10 protein-coding genes and 1 tRNA gene are annotated in these 15,289 nt (G+C 53.6%); 10 read left to right on the forward strand and 1 reads right to left on the reverse strand.

Going from position 1 to position 15,289, the window contains the following annotated elements:
- Positions 1-77 precede the first annotated feature (77 nt).
- From EP166_RS18650 to EP166_RS18695, 10 genes are all read left to right on the forward strand, one after another.
- Complete coding sequence (locus EP166_RS18650) at positions 78-2,531, forward strand: efflux RND transporter permease subunit (RefSeq protein ID WP_127559897.1); 2,454 nt, start codon at positions 78-80, stop codon at positions 2,529-2,531.
- A complete protein-coding gene (locus EP166_RS18655; RefSeq protein ID WP_127559899.1) occupies positions 2,531-3,352 on the forward strand; it encodes an outer membrane lipoprotein-sorting protein in 822 nt (273 codons plus the stop codon). Before EP166_RS18650 ends, EP166_RS18655 begins: the two co-directional genes overlap by 1 nt.
- Complete coding sequence (locus tag EP166_RS18660) at positions 3,349-4,713, forward strand: hypothetical protein (protein WP_127559901.1); 1,365 nt, start codon at positions 3,349-3,351, stop codon at positions 4,711-4,713. The genes EP166_RS18655 and EP166_RS18660 overlap by 4 nt, the downstream gene beginning before the upstream one ends.
- A gap of 227 nt (positions 4,714-4,940) precedes the next feature.
- Entirely contained in the window at positions 4,941-5,558 is a 618-nt protein-coding gene (locus EP166_RS18665) for a TetR/AcrR family transcriptional regulator (RefSeq protein WP_164744011.1), read from the forward strand.
- Between the two features lie 81 nt (positions 5,559-5,639).
- Entirely contained in the window at positions 5,640-6,041 is a 402-nt protein-coding gene (locus EP166_RS18670; RefSeq protein WP_127559911.1) for an OsmC family protein, read from the forward strand.
- 213 nt (positions 6,042-6,254) lie between these two features.
- A complete protein-coding gene (locus EP166_RS18675) occupies positions 6,255-8,804 on the forward strand; it encodes a lamin tail domain-containing protein (protein WP_127559913.1) in 2,550 nt (849 codons plus the stop codon).
- Complete coding sequence (locus tag EP166_RS18680; protein WP_127559915.1) at positions 8,801-9,400, forward strand: hypothetical protein; 600 nt, start codon at positions 8,801-8,803, stop codon at positions 9,398-9,400. The genes EP166_RS18675 and EP166_RS18680 overlap by 4 nt, the downstream gene beginning before the upstream one ends.
- A gap of 120 nt (positions 9,401-9,520) precedes the next feature.
- Positions 9,521-9,597 (forward strand) — tRNA-Ile (locus EP166_RS18685).
- Positions 9,598-9,924: 327 nt separating this feature from the next.
- The gene (locus EP166_RS18690; RefSeq protein WP_127559917.1) at positions 9,925-10,878 is read left to right on the forward strand and encodes a HamA C-terminal domain-containing protein; all 954 of its coding nucleotides are present in this window, start codon (positions 9,925-9,927) and stop codon (positions 10,876-10,878) included.
- A complete protein-coding gene (locus tag EP166_RS18695) occupies positions 10,868-13,447 on the forward strand; it encodes a DEAD/DEAH box helicase (RefSeq protein ID WP_127559919.1) in 2,580 nt (859 codons plus the stop codon). Before EP166_RS18690 ends, EP166_RS18695 begins: the two co-directional genes overlap by 11 nt.
- A gap of 18 nt (positions 13,448-13,465) precedes the next feature.
- Here EP166_RS18695 and EP166_RS18700 read toward each other — a convergent pair whose 3' ends face one another.
- Positions 13,466-15,067, reverse strand: a complete 1,602-nt coding sequence (locus tag EP166_RS18700; RefSeq protein WP_127559920.1) for a replication endonuclease — start codon at positions 15,065-15,067, stop codon at positions 13,466-13,468.
- Positions 15,068-15,289 lie beyond the last annotated feature (222 nt).

Here is a 15,289-nt window from a genome sequence, read left to right on the forward strand (position 1 = left end):
GGATCAGTCGCGTCACAACAGGCACAGGAGCTAAGGTTTAATCACCTGATTAATGACGCCCCACGAGGAGTTCAAAAATGCAATCAACCCGCCTGGCTAACTGGCTGGAACGCTACACCGACTGGGTTATGCGCCACCCCTGGCCGGTGCTGGCCAGCCTGTTGCTGTTTATGGTGGCGCTTGGCAGTCAGTTGCCGCATTTGCAAATCGATACCGATCTTGAGCACTTTATCGATGAAAGCAAACCCGCGCGCCAGGCCTATAACGCCGTTAAGGAAACCTACGGCCGCAACGACGTTATCGTGGTCGGTATTGAAGCGGCCGATGTACTCAGTGATGAGAGCCTGGCCCGGCTGGCCGACCTTCACCGGCGCATTGAACAGCAAGTGCCCTGGGTGCGGCGGGTCGACAGCTTGTTGAATGCGCCTTATCAGGAAGGCACGGCCGATAGCCTGACTGTCGATGATCTGGTGCCAGAACCGGTGGGCACATTGAGCCGGGCCACCCTTGAAGACCGCATTGCCGCGACGCCCGCGCTGGAAGGGCTGGTGGTTAACGCCGACCGCACCTTCACCACCCTGGTGATTGAACCCTATACCTACGACTTCGACCCCCAGGCGGTAACCGATGACGCGGCCGCATTCGACGATGCCTTTGGTGACGCCTTTGCGACGCCCCCGACTGCAGAAACACCCGCGCCCGCAGGAGAAGGCGATACCTTTCTGCCCATCGAGAAAATGTTTGAGCTGATTACCGCGCTCGAAGCCGAAATGGCCGCCACCGACGGGCTGGATGCCGTGCTGGCCGGTATGCCGGTGATTAACCAGCAACTCGAAGCCACCATGAAAAGCGAGATGCAGACCTTCATCGGCCTTACCATCGCGCTAATCATTACCGTGCTGATTGCGTTCTTCCGGCGTGTTTCAGCGGTGGTGATTCCGCTGTCAGCGGTGCTGCTGGCCATTCTGGCAACCTTTGCCAGCTTGTCGCTGGCTGGCCAGACGGTGCAGATGCCGCTGATTCTGGTGCCGTCTTTTCTGCTCGCCATTACCGTGGGCGATGCCATTCATGTGCTGACGCATTTTTTCCGGGCCTACAACACCGGGCAAGACCGGCACGCCGCCATGCGCCTGGCGATACGCCGCACGGCCCTGCCCATGCTGCTGACTTCGCTGACCACGGCGGCCGGGCTTGCGACACTGGCCAGTGGTGATCTGATCCCCATCGCCAACCTCGGCCTCTTTGCGGCGCTGGGGGTTATGCTGGCCTTTGCACTGACGGTGTTGCTAATGCCGGCGTTGATGTCGCTCTGGCCATTGTCGGCACCACGAACGGTAAAAGCTTCCGTATCTGAGCAAGCCAACGGACACGGCCCGGTGCGAGCGGTTCTGCGCTGGTTCGCAGGCCTGAGCTTGCGCCGGGGTGCCTGGCTGGCGGGGGTGTGGCTGTTGGCGGTGACAATTGCGTTAACACTGGCGGTGCAACTGCGGTTCTCGTTCGACCCCCTGAACTGGATGCCGGCATCGCTACCGATCCGCGCCGCGACCGACACCATCGATGCGAAGTTGAGCGGCACCATTAATATGGATGTCATCATCGACACTGGCGAAGAAAACGGCCTTAAAAACCCGCAAATGCTGCAGCGGCTCGATGAAGTGCTGGCGCAACTGCAGGCAGGCCAACCCGGCGGCGTCAGCATCGGGCACGTCAATTCCCTGCTCGACATCGTTAAAGGCACCCACCAGGCCCTGAACAGTGGCGATGCCGAGTATTACGCCATTCCCGATTCGGCCAGTTTGCTCGCCGAACAACTGGTGCTGTTCGAGAACAGCGGTGCCGATGAACTGAGCCGCCTGGTCAGCCCCGATTACCGCGAAATGAAGATCACGCTGATCATGCCCTGGGCCGACATTCTGCAATACCAGGGCTTTATTGTCGTAACTGAACAAACCCTCAGTCAGGCGCTGACGCCTTGGGCCGACGTGCGAGTGGCGGGCTTGCTGCCGCTGCTCAGCGATACGCTTGATGAAGTCATCACCACCACCGCCTGGAGTTACGGCCTGGCCGCCATTGCCATCACGCTGATGATGATGGCCCTGCTGCGCTCGGTGGGTTTGGGCGCGGTGGCCATGCTGCCCAACCTGGCGCCCATTCTGGTGGTGATGGGCCTGATGAAAGTGCTCGGCATTCCGTTGGATTTGTTCACCATGCTGGTGGCGACCGTGGCCATTGGCATTACCGTCGATAACACGGTGCACTTTGCCCACCACTTCCGCACCGCCTTTGCTGAAACCGGCGATGCAGAACAAGCCGTCGACATCGCCTTTGACAATGCAGGCCCCGCCTTGCTGACCACGGCCGTGGTATTAACCGTGGGGTTTTACGTGTTTTTGTTCAGCGATGTATCGAGCATTTTCCATTTTGGGTTGCTCAGCGGAACTGCTTTTTTACTCGCCGCGTTATCAAATTTCACGCTGACACCGGTGCTGCTGCGCTGGTATGCCCCTCGCCTGAAACAGGAGACTAACTGATGAGACTCTTTACCCAAGCACACCCGAACCTGATCGCGGGCATCGCGATTCTTATTGCCATGCTGGTGCTTGTCTGCAACACCGCCCAGGCTGAAACCGGCCGCGAGATTATGGAGCAGGTCGACGCCCAACCGTCGCCCGAGTTGATGGCGGCCGATATGGCGATGACCCTCATCGACCGCAACGGCAACCAGCGCGTGCGCCGCCTGCGTTCGCTCAGCCGAACCTTTGACGACAGCGAACGCAGCCTTCTGTTTTTTCTGGAACCTTCCGACGTGCGCGGCACCGGTTTTCTGGTGCACGATTACGACGACCCGCAACGCAACGACGACCAGTGGCTCTTCCTGCCCAGCATGAATAAATCGAAGCGCATTGCCGGCAGCGACCAGAGCAGCAGCTTCATGGGGTCCGATTTATCCTATGCCGATATGTCATCGCGCAATCTCGATGAATGGACCTACGAACTGCTGGATGAAGAGCAGGTAGGGGAGGAACCCGTTTGGCGGGTACGTGCAACTGCCGCCAGCCAGAGTGTGGTCGACCGCACCGGCTATACCGAATCGGTCGTGTATGTTCAGCAAAGCAATCATCAGGTCATCCGCGCCATACACACGCTTGAGCACGCCAATGAACGCAAGCTGATGAACCTGCCCGAGTGGGAACAACGCGATGGCTTCTGGTTGCCGCTGGTGATGCAGGTGGTCAGCCAGGAAGGTGGCCAAACGGTACACCGCACTCAACTGACGTTCAGCAACATCAACCTGAACCCCGAGGTTTCTGCGTCTGAATTCACCGTTCAGCGCCTGGAGCAGGGCCTATGAAACCCAGCGTTTGGCTGCCCGTTCTGGCCGCTCTGTGCGCCCGCGTTGCAGCAGAAGATGACCCCTTCGGCGATGCCTTCGACAGCGGCTTCAGCGAGGTTGAAACCGCCGCTCCGGCCTCAAACAGCGAGCTGTATATCGCCAACCGCCTGATCCACCGGGGCCAGTGGGCCACGGCGCACAACGCCCCGGCACCGGGCGCGACCGATCATCGTGGGCTGGCGAGCCTGGTAACGGCCTGGAACCCCCGGCTGGAATGGCGGCCCTCCGAGCGGTTAAACATGCTGGTGGATGCCGAACTGAGCCAGGATTGGGTGTTCGAACTGAGATCAGATGCAGACTGGAAAACCCCCTACCGCGACCAGCGCGAGACCCAATTTGCACTCAATGAGGCCAGGCTCGCCCACACAACGCCAGGCTGGGTACTCACCAGCGGCCGGCAGGTGCTGACCTGGGGCTTCAACGACGTGTTGTCGATACTGGAGCCGGTGAACCCGCCACAACTTTCACAACCCGGCTTGTACGATGCCGATGAAGCCCGGCTCTCGCGCTGGCTGACCGAGGCCCGCTATTACCTGGGCGACTGGACCCTGCAGGGGGTTATCGCCCACGAAAACCGCACGGCGGAACTGCCGGTGTATGGCAGCGACTATTACCCGGCCACGGCCGAAACCGATGACCAAACCCCAGACCAGGGCTGGGAAGACCCGGGCGCTCACTCAGGTGGCATTCGCCTGAGCGGCTTGTGGCGCAATGCAGATATCGCAGCCTTTATCTGGCACGGTTACAACCCTTCGGGCCATCTGGAATTCAGGCCTGGCGGCATCGAACGCCACTACGAACGCCTGACTACCCTCGGTGCCGGGCTAAGCCTGCCTGTGGGGCCGACCATTCTGAAAGCCGAGCTGGCCGCCGAAGACGGCCTGGCCTGGGCGCCGGTTAGCGGCAACCTGCCGCAAACGCAAGACCCGGTGCGCACCACCGAGCGGTTGGGCTGGGCCCTGGGCGGTGACCTGACGCTGCCCGCGAACAGCCGGCTGGTGCTGGAACTCAGCACAAGGTATCTTCCGGACTATCAGCCCGGTATGGCGGCCACTCTGGATGATGAGTTCAACCACCGCTGGGCCGTTGGCGTTGAACACAGCACCGCGCGGGAGCGGCTGACGCTGACCACGGCCATTCTTGGCTTTGGCCTGACCGACAACAACGGACAAGCCATTCGACTAGGCGCCGACTGGACCATCAACGACCAGTGGCGCTCCGAACTGGGCTGGGTAAGCTATCGCAGCGGCGACGCACCCGCTCTACAAGCCGCCGAAGGCAACGACCGACTGTTCTGGCAAGTGGAGTGGCTGTTTTAGTTCAAAGTGTAGTGTTTGCTACTAACTAAGTATCAGGTGCCGGGTGTGGCTATCCGGGGAAGTCCGCAGCATGGATGCTGCGGTCTAGGCCCCATGGACGGGTTCACGCCGACCCCGGATAGCCACACCCGGTGGCTGATACGAACTCCTGGCGAAACAATATGACTAGCCCCCGTATTTCGAGGTGCAAGCCCGTGACCAGTCAGTTGCCAAAAAATGGAAACGTTATGCAGGAACCACAACTCAGCCCGGAATCAGACACCGCTCACCACCGGCTACTGGAAGCCGGCAGGCACCTGTTTTTGCATCAGGATTATCAGCGGGTATCGATTCGGCGCATCGCCGAGCGGGCAGGCGTTAACTCAGCGATGATTGCCTATTATTTTGGTGATAAAAGCGGACTGTACCGCGCGGTATTGCTCAGCTACCTGAACCCGGTAAAAGCGCATGTACTGGAGAACATAAAACGTTTTCCCGAGATGTCGTTTGGGGATTTGTTTCGCTATTTTTACCGTTATGCACCCCGCGAGCTGATTCACATGGTGGTGAAACATGCCCTGTTCGCCCCAGACGAACAACGCCAATGGCTGATCGATACCATATTGCGACCCCTGGTACGCCAGGTGGAGCAACAATTTGACGAGGCCTTACCTAAAGGCCGTATACACCGGCCCGAGCAGGCCAGACTAGTGCTGCAAAGCCTGCTGATTGCCCCGTTGTTGCTGCAGCCGGTGCTCGAATCGGTCAGCCGTAAACCGATGGACGATGCCTATTTCGATGAACTGGGCGACTTCATCGGCACCTTGCTCGACCGGGCGTTCCGACCAACCGAGCAGGACGAGTGATCGATCAGTGCAGCGCCCCTTCACTACCACCAGCCAGGAAACCGCCTTACACTGAGGAAAATACAACCGGAGTTTCCTGTCATGCCAGACATCACCGTATCCCTCACCCGAACCGGCACCACCGCCAGCGAAGCCCACATTCGCGATCACCATATTGTTATGGACCGCCCCACCGAAAAAGGCGGTGAAAACGCCGGCCCCATGGGCGGCGAAGCCCTGCTGGCGGCGCTCGGCGGGTGTTTCATGTCTAACCTGGTGGCCGCTGCCCAGGCGCGGGACGTTGAGCTCGGCGACATTGACGTCAGCATCACCGGCACCCTGGCCGGCACGCCCCCGGTGTATGAAAGCATCGTGATGACGGTAACCGGCGCAGCCGGCGTCGAAAGCCTGCCCAAGCTGGTGACCATGGCCGAGCGCGGCTGCATTGTGGCGAATACTCTGAAAGCAGGGCTGACCCTTACGGTAGAGACCCGCCAAAGCTAAACCTTCGAACGGGTTTCTGGCGCGAAATGACTCGCCAGGCGTCAGAAGCCCGTTGTAACGGCCCCTCAGCGACACCAAAGCACACCATATTTGAGACCTCAAACAACGTTTGGTCTGTTATAAAAAGGGATAATGATCCGTTAACAGACTAAAGGGAGCTGGTGTGTGTCCAGTCAAACCAGGAAGAGCATAAGCCCGTTGCGGGCCTTTTTTTTGATCACACTAATCAGTGGTGTATTGGCGGGCTGTAATAGCAATAGCGAGAATTTCAGCGATTCTGACGACTCGAACGCCGACTCCCAAACCACTGACCCGAATTCAACCACCGACGGTGACACCACCGATGACCCGTCGGACGACGCACCCGAAACCTCAGACGCTCTCCCGCCGCAGCTAGCCGACCAGACGCTGGTGCTTCAATACCAAACCAGTATAGCGGGCAGCATCGCCTTCAGCGGAAGCGACGACCCAGACAGCGACCCGCAACTGAGCATCATCACCGACCCGGCCCGGGGCACACTTGAGTTGGTGGACCCAGCCACCGGTCAATTCGAATACGAGCCGGTTGATTCCGACGCCTGGGCAGGCGACAGCTTCACCGTGCAGGTAGACGACGTGGGGCTTCAATCTCAGGTGCGCACCATAACGCTCGAATTTACCGATGATACCGTGCCAACTCTGACCCTCATGCCTGGGAATGCCGCCGAGAATGTCAGCGAAGAAACCCGCTTAAGCGCCCTTTCGGATGTTCCGATCGACCCGGCTACCCTCAGTTACACAGACAACGGCATCTGCGACGGCAGCGTACAAATCAGCAGCGATAACTTCGCCAGCTGCCACGGCATAGCCAGCCACAGCATTGAAGAGGGGAATCGCCTCGAATTCATACTGGCTACATCGCTGGAACCCGATACCGAATACAGTTGGCGTATAACAGACGCAGTTGCTTCCGTTTTCGGCATCCCAATAGAAGAAGACGCCTCAACCTTCAAGACCGTTCCACAGGCGTTGTTCATCTCTGAAGTGGGTGCTTCCCCCAATGTGAACATCATGCGCTGGTTCGAACTCTATAACGCCGGTTCTACTCCCTTGAACCTGGCCGATTATGAACTGCGCAGCCCAGGTGTCGATGTTGTGAACGGTTGGGCCACTGAGGCGAGCCGTACCTTTGCGTTCCCCAATGTGCAAATTGCACCGGGCCAGTACCTGGTGGTGCGGGCGCAAAGCAGTTATTCGAATTCAGAGGCAGAAGACACCGCCCAGGTTATCCACCTCGACGACGAACAATGGCGCCCCCATTGGTACGGCAACGGGTTTCTGGAAATTAACCGCCTGAGCGATGGCGCAACCATCGACTACGTCAGCTTCGGGTCTGCCCCCACCCCCAGCGAGGCAGACGCCTGGACGGGCAGTTCCGTGGCAGCCCTACCCACCGCAAACGACAGCTTTGGCCAAAGCATCGGCCGCGATGCCTTCCTGACCGACACCGACTCGGCCGCTGACTGGTCGCCCTACAGCTGGGCGACAGTCGGCGGGCCTAACGACGTATGCGGCACGGAAGACCTCGACGAAGACGGCATTCCCGATTGCAACGAACAACCCGGCAGTACTTTCGCCGGCATGCCACTCTACGAGTGGGGCGCCCGTGCCGGCAGGGCCGATATCTTTTTGGAAGTCGATTACGTCGACTCGACCGACGACGGTAACCTGCCATTCGACGAAGGGGTGCAACCCCGCCGCGAAGCCCTGCAGAAAGTCATCGATGCCTTTGCCGCAAAAAACATTGCCGTGCACATAGACGCGGGCGACCTGTACGATAACAGCCCAGGGCTAAACCCGGCCAATTTCGACCTGGGCGGCGGGCAGGAAGTACCCTACGCACTGAGCATCGACTTCAGCCCTACGGGCAGCCAGGCGAGCTTCTTCGACTACAAAGCTTCCTATTTCGACTACAAACGGCTGCCGATCTTTCATTTCGTACTGTTCAGTACCTCGCGTAACGAAGATGGGTCTAACGGTTCATCCGGTATTGCCGAAGTGGTTGGTAACGACCTCATTGTCTCGCTGGGAAGCTGGGGCCTCGACAGCACCACCCCCGCCAGAACCAACGCGCTGATTAACTACCAGGCCAGCACCCTGATGCACGAGCTGGGGCATAACCTTGGCCTGCTCCACGGTGGCGATGAAAATGTGAACGCCAAACCCAACTACCTGAGCATTATGAATTACCTGTACCAGCTGAATGGCCTACCGGAGATTGGCAACAACGAAGGCGACCGGTATTTTAGCGACTACAGGCCTGCCGGCGGTTGTGAAGGCCCGTTAGTCGATGGCCCCTACGGTGACCCCGCAAACTTCCGGATGGACTTTTCCGATGGCAGCCCCGTCGAGCTAGACCCGGCTAACCTGGATGAAACCCTGGGCCTTGGCCGCGTTGGTTCAGACCCGGTCGACTTTAACTGCAACGGCGACGTCACCGAGACGAACGTGAACGCCTCTACCATCTTCAGCGATATTCTGGCCACCGGCGCAACGACCATGACCGACCACGACGACTGGGGTAGCCTGGTGATCGATTTTGGGGGCTACAACGAATGGAACAACTACGGTGCCAGCCTGCAAAGAACCACCAGCCAGCGCCAGACCAACGCCATTCTCAGATTTGTGGGGCCAGACAACACCGACCGCCGCCCCTACATAGCCGAGCCAAGCCCGCCGGCTGCACTGTTCGAACGAATCCGCTCCCACAAGGTGGCACCATGAAGCCGGCTCTAATGCTGGGCGGTGCCCTAGTGTGCGCCACCCTGGCCGCGGCCGAACCCTGGCCTGCGGCCAACATCAGCCTAACCACCGGCCCCACTGAAACCGGCGTAGCCATCTCCATCAGCAAGGAAGGCCTGCACCTGGGCCAGACCAGCCTGGAGCCCTGGCCCTTCAACGCCCCTGGCTGCACAAACTGCACCCTCACTCTGGAGCGCGACTTCAGCCCGGTAGGGCCAGACCGAACCCTGCAACTGACCGCCCCGGACGCAGCCAGCCCCACCTGGTTCTTCGCAGAACGCCTGCGGCTACCCGCCAGGCTGCCCGGCAACGCCACACTGAGAGCCAAGCCCGGCAGCCCCGGGCAAATAAGCCTGGAAGCAGAGGGCGAACAGGCAACGCTGACCCCAGGAGAGGCCATTTGGCTGAACAACTGCCATTACCACCTGATCTGGCACAGCCAGCCAGAAACGCCCGCTAACCCAGGCACTGAACCGGCGCCAGCCCAGACAACTGGCGGCGTAGCACCCGTGCCCCAGCAAACTGTCATCGCGGAAGACCCCACCCGCCTGATTCAAATACAGGGCCAGTGTAGCTAGCCAAAGCACCGCCCGGGGTTCCAGTAAAACCCCAAGAGAATCAATAGCCTGGGTAGACTTGGCGCCTCTGGACGGTATAATGCGGGCTCTGTTCGAACACACCGCCCGGTGCGTTCAGCGGGGCCCTTAGCTCAGTTGGTTAGAGCATCCGACTCATAATCGGCAGGTCCTGGGTTCAAGTCCCGGAGGGCCCACCACCTCAAGCCCAGTATCCATGGTATCTCCAGCGATTCAGACTGATTTCTCAAAAACCAAGTGCCGACTCTGTGCTACTCAGGTGCTACTTTTCAGCCGAACACTATTGTCTTAATTTTTGCACGCAAAAGACCAAATATCTCTCGACCTTATGGTCGTGGCGGCTTAATTCCGGCTCCGGGAACCATTTAAAACAATGGGTTAAGTGGTTACTTTGAAAAGAATGCTATTGTCAATCCTTTCATGTAGTCACTAGGCGCCTCAATAGTTTGCGTGCCGGTAGCTAACTGCATAGTATCAATCCATACTTAAACCACATGGATGTCTAAATGCCTGAATCCGAAGACACTTTCAGCCTGAAAAAAATAGAAAATGCATTGCAAGCTGTGGCGCGTGGCGATATTTTGCCGCTAAGCGGCTGCATCCAATCTGTTCCGATAGAGTCTTCAGAGGGCACTTACGGCACTGTCGAATGCCACTTCTTGAAAGTAGATAAGTCTGGACGGCCCAAGCTCCCTGAGTTAATTGATATTATTCTAGATAGAATTATCGACTTCACAATGCCTCGCAAAAAGCTAGAGGCTGCTCAGAAACAGCTGATTGAAGAAAGGAGCGCTGCTGGTTTTCAACGGCTCAGCAGGGAAGCTAAATCACTATTCACCACGCTTTCAAAAACTGGTGAAGGTGGGGAGCTACTGCTATTCGTTCTCGCCGAATACTACCTGAAGTATCCCCAAGTGGTCCCTAAGATGAGTTTGAAAACAGACTCTAATATGCATGTTCACGGGGCTGATGGGACGTTTTTAAGTGTGCGTAATGAGTCGCTCTCGATCTTCTGGGGCGAATCAAAAGTTTATGGTGACTTCTCGTCGGCAATTAGCGACTGTATTGAAAGTCTCTCGGAGATCTTGAAGTACTCGCAGGAGACGAAGAGGGATATTGAATTAATAAGAGATAATATCGATTTCAATGACCCTGAACTCGTTGCTGCCATCTTAGAATATTTTAATACAGAATCAGAAAAATACGACTATTTAGAGTCTTGCGGTCTGTGTCTTGTGGCATTTGATTACGAAAAGTATAAAGATGGGACGTTAGATAATGAGAAATTGATGCATGCTGTAAAGTCGAATATTCCCTCCTGGATAAAATCTGTAACTCATAGAATAGAAAAGCACGGTTTGGAAAACTACCATATTCACATCTTCTTGATTCCAATTGAGTCAGCAGAGAATTTTCGCGCTTTGTTCTTAAAGGAGCTCGGAGTCAAGGATGTCGCTTAATCATATTTTGTCTACCATCACGTCCTCCGAATACTTTTTGAGCCAGTATGAAGAGGTGATCGAAAAAAGTGGCGCGAAGCACCTTAATAGATATTCCGCGACCAACACGTTGGAATCATATATAGCTCAATCAGTAGACTGGAAGTATCTTTTAAAAGTTGCGAATCTGTTGACTTTCTCGAATAACTTTAAAGATCGTGAAAAGGCACTTAGAATTGTTACTTCATGTATACTTTTTGCAGATGATGATCGAGATCATAAATCTTCATCAATTTCGTTACTAAGGAAAATGTCTAATTTTAGAACTATTGAGCTCGCAAAGAAGAAAGGTTTGATAGAAAAAAGTCTCATAGAAGATATAAACAATTCGGAGCAAACGGTTTCTGAAATTTTAGCAGAAACTAAGATCGATCTTATATCTAAGATTTTTATAGGAAAAAATCAATATTTTATTGGGAATAGTTTTCAAAACCAGCTTTGGGATAGCTTCCATTCAAACCGAGTAATCAGTGCATCTGCTCCAACATCAGCTGGAAAATCATTCGTTTTATATAAGATATTGCTTAATCATCTAGTAAACAATAGTTCTTCTAATTTGCTTTATTTAGTTCCTACTCGTGCATTAATAAATCAAGTTTATTCTGATCTAAAATCGGAAATCGCGGCCTCAAATCTCGATGTCGACATTGTTACCTTACCCTTAGAGTTTCTGTTAGGGAGCTCAAAACGTAAAGTTTTCATCTTCACTCAGGAAAGACTTCATATCCTTCTGGCATCGATTCAACCAAAATTCGATGTAATATTTGTTGATGAGGCCCATAAAATAGGTGACTCTTACCGGGGAGTCTTGCTGCAACATGCGATTTCTAAGGCTGAAAATAGTAATACAAAGATTGTGTATACTAGTCCATTTTCAGAAAATCCGGAAAAGATAAAAAAATTCCACTTGGAAAACGACAGGTTCGAATCTGTCCATACTTCAGAGATAACTGTAAACCAGAATGTTTTTTGGGTAAATTCAGAGCCCCGTTCGACAACCAAATGGATAGCGAAATTAGCTGGCGATAATACACGATTGCAGAGTGTGAGTTTGAGATTTCGCCCTATTACTCAGACCAAAAGATTAGCTTTTTTATCTGCTGAGTTTGGAGGAGATCAAAGCGGCAATCTCGTTTATGTTAATAGACCATCTGATGCTGAAAATGTTTGTAGGTTAATTTCGGGTTATCTTGATAGCTCAGATGTTGAAGACAAGGAAATTGAAAAGCTAATAGAGCTTTCTGAACGTGTCCTTCATAAAGACTACAGTTTAGCAAAGGTCTTGCGAAAAGGGCTTGCTTTTCACTATGGGAATCTACCGCAGATTATTAGATCGAAAATAGAAGAATTGTTTGCCCAAGAAAGAATAAAGTTTTTAGCATGCACCTCTACGCTGGTAGAGGGTGTGAATATGTCATGTAAGAATATTTTTCTTCGGGGTCCTAAAAAGGGTGCAGGGAATCCTATGTTACCTGAGGATTTCTGGAATCTGGCTGGTAGAGCAGGGCGATGGGGTATCGAATTCCAGGGTAATATCTTTTGTATTGATACAGAAGACTCGGTTATTTGGCCTTACGGTCCCCCGAAAGAGCGTCAAGAGTATCGTATTGAAAGCTCAATTGAGCGAAGCCTCAGCAAGACTGATAAGCTGATCTCATATATTGGAGATGGCCTACCTCGAATCGTTGATAGCGACTTTTACCAGTTTAATTATGTAATTTCTTTCTTTTTCGATCTCTATCAAAAAGGTGAGCTGCGCGAATATATAGATAGGTTCGTTGATTCTCATAGCAGCCAGGTCTTGTATGATTTAATTAGGAGCAATTTTGAGTTAATGGGTGTATACGTTGACATTTCTATCAACAACCCTGGTGTAAACCCAGCTGGAATTTTGAGCCTGCGGGACTATTTTATTGAAAGAAAAGACCGTTTAGAGGATTTGATCCCGTCGGATCCTGCCAGTCTGGATGCACTCGATAGTTATGTAAGGGTTTTTGCTCGCATAAATAAAACACTTTCTCAGTCAGGTGATGAGTTTGGAAATCATAAGCGTTCATTTATGCTAGCGCTCTTAGTTGTTAACTGGATGCAGGGAAATCCTATTGCAAAGCTGATCAAAGATCGCGAAAAACAAGTAAAAAAGAAAGGAAGTACTACATCTATTAACACCGTGGTGCGGAACGTGCTAGAAGATGTTGAAAAGTACGCTAGGTTTATCGTACCCAAATATTTAGCATGTTATCTTGAGGTACTCGAGAGTGTGGCAAATGAACAAGAGATAGAAATTGACATAAGCGCCCTTGAACAACTTCAGATTTCATTGGAGTTTGGCGTTTCGAGTCAAACACATCTTGCACTGATTCGTCTAGGCTTGTCTAGAACAAGTGCGATAGCGATTGGTGCTTTAATTGCGGATGACAAACTCACCGACGATGGTGCAAAAGTTGCCTTAAGGGAGATTGATCTTGCTTCCTCCGATTTGCCTGCCCTAGTGAGAGAAGAGATTTCAGCTATAATTGACGAGTTCTAATTGGAAACCTGAGTACAGTTATTGCCAGTACTCCAAGGGAGGCGGCTGCGCCGCCTCTTGAGTAATCAACATACACGCAGGCGTTAAAGTCCACTCGTGAAACCTAGTCTGGATGACCACGGACTGCTCTGTAGAGAGTATTCCAATCAGTCGCTTCACCTCCTCACCAAAAGATGAAAGCCGTTCTTTAACAATGTGGAAGGCTCGAAATGTGAGGTGCTTTCTTTGTACAAACATGCCACCCGTTGCCTTTATAAAGGCTGCATAGTCGCCGTTGTCAGAAGCTGTTCGGGCCCGTTCCGCTTTTTCCGCGTGCTTGCCGACTAGGGGTTTTGGAAGACGTCTGAACTCACGGTACACTGTGGCGGGTGTGCTTCCGATCTGCTGAAACTGACGAATGCCCCACAAAGATGCCCAGGCCGTTACGCGATCAGCCGTGGTGGTGGCCTCCTGCCCAGCCTCCAAGTCTTCGCCTACGTCCTCACCATCAATATTTTTGGCGATGTACTTGGCGATATAGCCGGTAGGGGAGCCATTTTCCAAGTCCAGCTCTTGGATATCGCAACGGTACTGCTCTGCGCCTTGCTCGTCTCCAAACTGCTTTAGGTTATGTTTGATGAAAATAGCCCGAAAGTCGTCAGTCTGAGGCTTTGGTAAGTAAAGCAGGAAATGAAGGTGAGGCGTGCCATCATGATGCGGCTCGCATATTCTGAACCCAGCTATTTTGATTTTTTTCTTCTTTAGATCAGCTCGAATTTGCGCCCACGTAGTGTTTAGGTAATCCATCCCATCTTCGGGTGTGTGCCCCTCAAACTTAGGGTTTTTGCGACCGCTTTCGCCGAGTATTGCATGAAATGAGCTAGGACAGGTCATGGTGAGAAACAAGGCTCCGCAGTCATGCTCTTTGGCCTCTTCTTCATAGCCACGGAGGCGAGCCATCAGCTCTGCATGTCGAACCTTTGGGTTGGAAATCGATGCGTCGACGGCTTCCCGCAAGGGTACTTGGATGCCTTCTTCATTGATCGCCACCATGGTATCGATCCAGGTTCTGTTTCGTGCTCGCTGCGCCTTGACTCTACTTGCACCGTAATTGGATATGTATACACCAGATTGCTTTCGAACGAAGCCTAGCTTTCGAAGTGTTCCCTCTACCGTGCGCTGGGAATGCTCTTTAAGCATTCGTCTCCACGTTTTTTCATCAAAGGCCCGCTTACAAGCAGCCAGCATTTCTTCATTAGAATAGCGGCTCCAGTTCTCATCAAAGCTGGATTTCACGCCAAAACTCTGTACGAACGTACGTACGGAAAAGGCGGACGTACGTATGTCGGAAGTACGCTTGTACGTACCGTCGAAGAGGTGTTTCGAGTCACCGCTGTACAGCAAAGCAAGGTGTTTGATTCTGTCCTGATCGAATACAACGCTGCTACCGTCAGCCCAGCGGAGTACCTGGTCAACTTCTCTGAGTTGTGCATTGGCAGCCTTGTACCCTGACTGTCTGGCCTTTCGAATGTAAGCGTGCTTCAGATACAGGGATATCGGCAGGTGACGTTCAAAGATCTGTTTTGACCATTGGCGGCATTGAACAGTACCAATCTTGGCTAGTTGTTTATTCAGGTCCAAGTCAGACACCTACACCCCCTTGCTGGTAAGGTACCCGCGCAATAATGAGGTCTGAAAAGGGTCGGTTAGCTGCGCACTCAGCGGGGCCTCGTTTGGTCATCCAGTAGCCGAGCGTCAGACTGTTAAGCCCACTATTGATGGCCAAGACGATCAACGTTATTGCCACTATGGCTCTTAAGCGCTGGGCGGGACCACTGGATTTGATGTGATGCTGTTTTCTGC

This window comes from Saccharospirillum alexandrii (genome assembly GCF_004000275.1).
Lineage (GTDB): Bacteria > Pseudomonadota > Gammaproteobacteria > Pseudomonadales > Natronospirillaceae > Saccharospirillum > Saccharospirillum alexandrii.

Coding starts and splice junctions, on each gene's coding strand:
- EP166_RS18650 (WP_127559897.1), top strand. CDS start 78: ATGCAATCAACCCGCCTGGCTAACTGGCTGGAACGCTACACCGACTGG.
- EP166_RS18655 (WP_127559899.1), top strand. CDS start 2,531: ATGAGACTCTTTACCCAAGCACACCCGAACCTGATCGCGGGCATCGCG.
- EP166_RS18660 (WP_127559901.1), top strand. CDS start 3,349: ATGAAACCCAGCGTTTGGCTGCCCGTTCTGGCCGCTCTGTGCGCCCGC.
- EP166_RS18665 (WP_164744011.1), top strand. CDS start 4,941: ATGCAGGAACCACAACTCAGCCCGGAATCAGACACCGCTCACCACCGG.
- EP166_RS18670 (WP_127559911.1), top strand. CDS start 5,640: ATGCCAGACATCACCGTATCCCTCACCCGAACCGGCACCACCGCCAGC.
- EP166_RS18680 (WP_127559915.1), top strand. CDS start 8,801: ATGAAGCCGGCTCTAATGCTGGGCGGTGCCCTAGTGTGCGCCACCCTG.
- EP166_RS18690 (WP_127559917.1), top strand. CDS start 9,925: ATGCCTGAATCCGAAGACACTTTCAGCCTGAAAAAAATAGAAAATGCA.
- EP166_RS18695 (WP_127559919.1), top strand. CDS start 10,868: ATGTCGCTTAATCATATTTTGTCTACCATCACGTCCTCCGAATACTTT.